The sequence below is a fragment of the Mesorhizobium sp. P5_C1 genome, from assembly GCF_054049815.1.
The window spans coordinates 1-3,636 of sequence record NZ_JBFULQ010000539.1 but is presented as its reverse complement, the minus strand read 5'-3'; the positions used below and the strand labels follow the sequence as shown (position 1 = coordinate 3,636).

At 60.8% G+C, this 3,636-nt stretch carries 3 protein-coding genes; 2 read left to right on the top strand and 1 reads right to left on the bottom strand.

Annotation, left to right across the window (positions count from 1 at the left end):
- Positions 1–1,785, bottom strand: a 1,785-nt coding sequence (locus ACXJ7R_RS27460; protein ID WP_457154563.1) for a hypothetical protein, incomplete at its 3' end; no start/stop codon positions are given.
- A 304-nt stretch (positions 1,786–2,089) separates the two neighbouring features.
- Between ACXJ7R_RS27460 and ACXJ7R_RS27455 the strand changes: the two genes are divergently transcribed.
- Entirely contained in the window at positions 2,090–2,788 is a 699-nt protein-coding gene (locus ACXJ7R_RS27455) for a class I SAM-dependent methyltransferase (RefSeq protein WP_457154562.1), read from the top strand.
- A 239-nt stretch (positions 2,789–3,027) separates the two neighbouring features.
- On the top strand, positions 3,028–3,501 hold the full coding sequence (locus tag ACXJ7R_RS27450; protein WP_457154561.1) for a hypothetical protein: 474 nt from the start codon (positions 3,028–3,030) through the stop codon (positions 3,499–3,501).
- Positions 3,502–3,636: the final 135 nt, after the last annotated feature.

The window sequence follows — 3,636 nt, the reverse complement described above, 5'->3', positions numbered from 1 at the left end:
CAAGGAGCTCGTGTAACGCGCCGCCTCCTCGGTCTGGGCCCGCGACTGTTCTAGGCTTCTGGCGTATTCGGTCGTGGCGTCATTCGCCTCCCGCAGCTGAGCCACCGTCTCTTCAAGGGATCTCGCGTAACGCGCCGCCTCCTCGGCATTTTTCGACCGCTCTTCCAGGGCGACCTGCAAGCTGTGCACATATCGGCCAACCTCGCCCTTCAGGGCATCGCCGCTGGCGGCCTCCTCGGCCTGGGCCCGGGACTGTTCAAGGCTTCTGGCGTATTCGGCCGCGGCCTCGTTCGCCTTCCGCAACTGGGCCAATGTGTCTTCCAGGGAGTTCGCGTAACGCGCTGCCTCCCTGGCATCTTTCGATCGCTCTTCCAGGGCGACCTGCAAGCTTTGTACATATCGACCGACCTCGCCCTTCACGGCATTGCTGTTGGCGGCGATGATCGCCTGGGCGGTGCTTCGCTCGAGTTCGATTTTTTCCAGATGCTCGATGCCAATCGTCACCAGGCTTGATGGAAATTCGCCTTCCTGCCGCCTGATCCAGTCGGCGCTTCCCACGGCCACAACGGCCAGCGACACGCCGTCGAAAGTCAGTCCCGTCTGCTTTGCCACGGCGCTGGCATGGCCAAGGCCATCCCGGTCCTGAAAAAGAATGACGTCGAAGTGCTTGGCGCGGAGGTGTCTCAACAACTGGATCGTTGAAGCCAGAAAGGGCGGCTGGTCCAGCGGGCCGTCTGCGTCGAGATGTTCGATGTCGAAGGAATGGTTTTCGGCAAAGGCCGCGAAGGCATTCTCGTCCGCCTCGGTAAATGCGCCGATGTCGACGATGGAAACGTCGATGCCGGCGGCTATGGCGGCGCCAACCGCGGCTCTCGCCGCGCCGTCACCCTGGACAGGCTTCCAAAACAGGTCGCCGACAAGGCATATTTTTCGCTTGCCCGCGCCCCGACGCATGACGCGTAGGCGGCCTGACGATCGCGGCGGCGCAGGCGGATGCTGAATGCCGGCATAGACATCGTCGAATGACTGCTTCACCGCGCCGAAAACGGCCGGATCAGGCACGCGGCCTTCGGCAGCGCCACGCAGTTCGGAAAAGATCGGCGCGATCCATGCAGACCACACGCCCTGACGGCAATCCAGATCCTCGGGTTCTTGATGGTGCCGCAGTTCCCGCGACAGAAAGCCATTGATCTCGGCAGCGGCATCCGGGATGGATCTTGGCCACGCGATCTTGAGTTCATCGCCGAGGCGGCGGGCGACCGACCTCCAGTCGTCCAGCAACGTCGAATAGTCGCAGAACGCCCTGTCGACGTCGCGCGTGTGTTCCTCGGCGGCCAGATTGTACCGCAACCACAGCAGGCCTCCCCGCTCCAGAGGCCAGGATTGCCAGTCACCTGCGAGGCTCTGTCGCTTCGCCAGCGAAAGCGCGACTTCCATGGGATTGCGCGAGATGACGACCGCGACGCACCGTATTTCCAGTTTGGCCAGCGCGGCGCGCCACAAGGGAAAAAGGAGCGAGATCCGCGGATCCTTCAGCACGAAGAGCGGATCGTCGCCATATTCATCGACGATCAGATCTTTCAACCTGTCGATGAAGGCTTGTGCCGCGGGCCGTTGCAGCCATTCGCTCGACGGTCCCTTGACATCGTTTACGGGCGATTCCGCCAGATCCAGGATCTGGTCGTTGAGGCGCACGGCGGCTTCCGGCTCCCAATGGCCGATCTCGTTGCCCAGACCCGCTGGGTTGAGGTTGCGCGGCAGGGAGGCACCGAGAAGGCTGAGCATGCGCGCCAGCGCGGACGTGCCGCTGCGGTGCATCCCGACGACAACTATGGCGGTTCTGCTGGTCATAAGAGTTCCAAGGATACGCGTCCGGCACCAAAAGGCGATCGAACCCTGCGGAGGGACGGCGCCATGCGCTCCCGATTGCGGTCGGGGACATCAGTTGAACTGTTGGCAACGATGGACCCCGCATGCATAGTCGCCGCCTGGCGCACATAACCGGCATGTGATGTTCGGGGCAAATTTTTGTCTCCTGATAGAAGCAGGACTTGGATTGGAGATTAGAGAGATGCACTCCAGAGCACCAGTGACCTCCGGTGACCAAGACAGAGCCCGCGCGACCGTTTCAAAGGTGCCGCATTGGCACCACAAATTTGAAGTGTACCCCGGCGTGGTCACGCCGGGCTCCTACGATCCCCAGTTCCTGCTCGAAAAACTGCGATTGCCTAAAGATATGACCGGCCTGCAGGTGTTGGACATAGGCCCGTCGGACGGCTTTTTTTCGATGAACATGGCTCGCCGCGGAGCACAGGTAACGGTGGTCGATTATCGGGCCAAGAATGGCCATGGATTCGAAGCCATGGAGCAACTTACCGGTTTGGAATTCGACTACCGGCAGATGAACCTGTACGACATTCCCGGCTCCGATATTGGCGAGTTCGATATCGTCCTGTTTCTAGGTGTTCTTTACCATCTGCCCGATATGATGCGCGCGCTGAACATCGTTGCGCAGCTGTGTCGGAGCCGCCTGCTTGTTGAAACGCAGTTCGAACCGGAGCTGATGCCCGGCGTCGCGGTCGCGCAGTACTACGAAGCAGGGACACTTGCCGGCGACATCACCAATTTCTGGGTCCCCAACAGGGAATGCCTGTTTGCCATGTTGCGCGACGTCGGCTTTCAAATCGATCGGGACGAGAGCTGGGGCAAACGCCTTCTGGTGGACGCGTCATCAACCACCATGGCAAGGACGAAGATGGGCCTTGCCTATGGGCTCGTACCCACCTGAGGGATCGGCAGCCAACATCGATCAGTGCGGCCGCACGGACTCTCCCACAGGCGACCCTGAAGTCATTTATCGTTTGTCGTCCGCTTCCAAATGTGTAGCAGCCACCTGCTACCAGCGACCGGAACTCTGGTGCTATATGTTATCGATGGCGAACCTCACCGAGGCGGTGTAGGCTCACCTCAAAAGAACAAGAAGTGAGCCGTACCCTCGGCCAAGCCCGAGCGAATCTGGGAGGATTCATGGTTGAGATCATCTCCAAGCGGGATGGCCCGCGGCGCGAGGACGTCCAGGTCAAAAGGCTGATCGAGCAGAACCGCTCGACCATCGTTCGCCTTGCCGACCAGATCAGCGGCGGCGGCTATTCAGCTTCCAGGCAGCCACGCCAGCAACCCAAGGCGGAAGGCCTGATCATCCATGTCGGCGGCAGCGTGGCAACCGCCTCCGAAGCGAGCCCGTCCATCCGTGTCACCATGAACGGCCGCGTGATCTCCAAGGATCAGAACACCGGCCGCCAGCTTCATCATATCGGCGACATCCGCAACCGGGACGGAGACCAGATCTTCGTCCTGGCAACGAAACAGAACGGGTTTTTCTCGCCCGTCGACGAAACCATCGCGCAGGCCCTTGCCGATCTGGATGGATCCAGGGTGACCACGACCTATTCCGAAGACCAGCTTGCCGCCGACATCGGTGCCAAACTCGGCATCGACTGACGACCGGCGTTCGGGCGTCTCCTGCACGTCCAATCCGCGACAGCATACAGAAATGGCATACCTCAAAGGTACTGTGATGGCTGAATGAGACACGCGAACGGCCCCGATCAGATGAAGACCGATGCACTTCCGGCG

Coding starts and splice junctions, on each gene's coding strand:
- ACXJ7R_RS27450 (WP_457154561.1), top strand. CDS start 3,028: ATGGTTGAGATCATCTCCAAGCGGGATGGCCCGCGGCGCGAGGACGTC.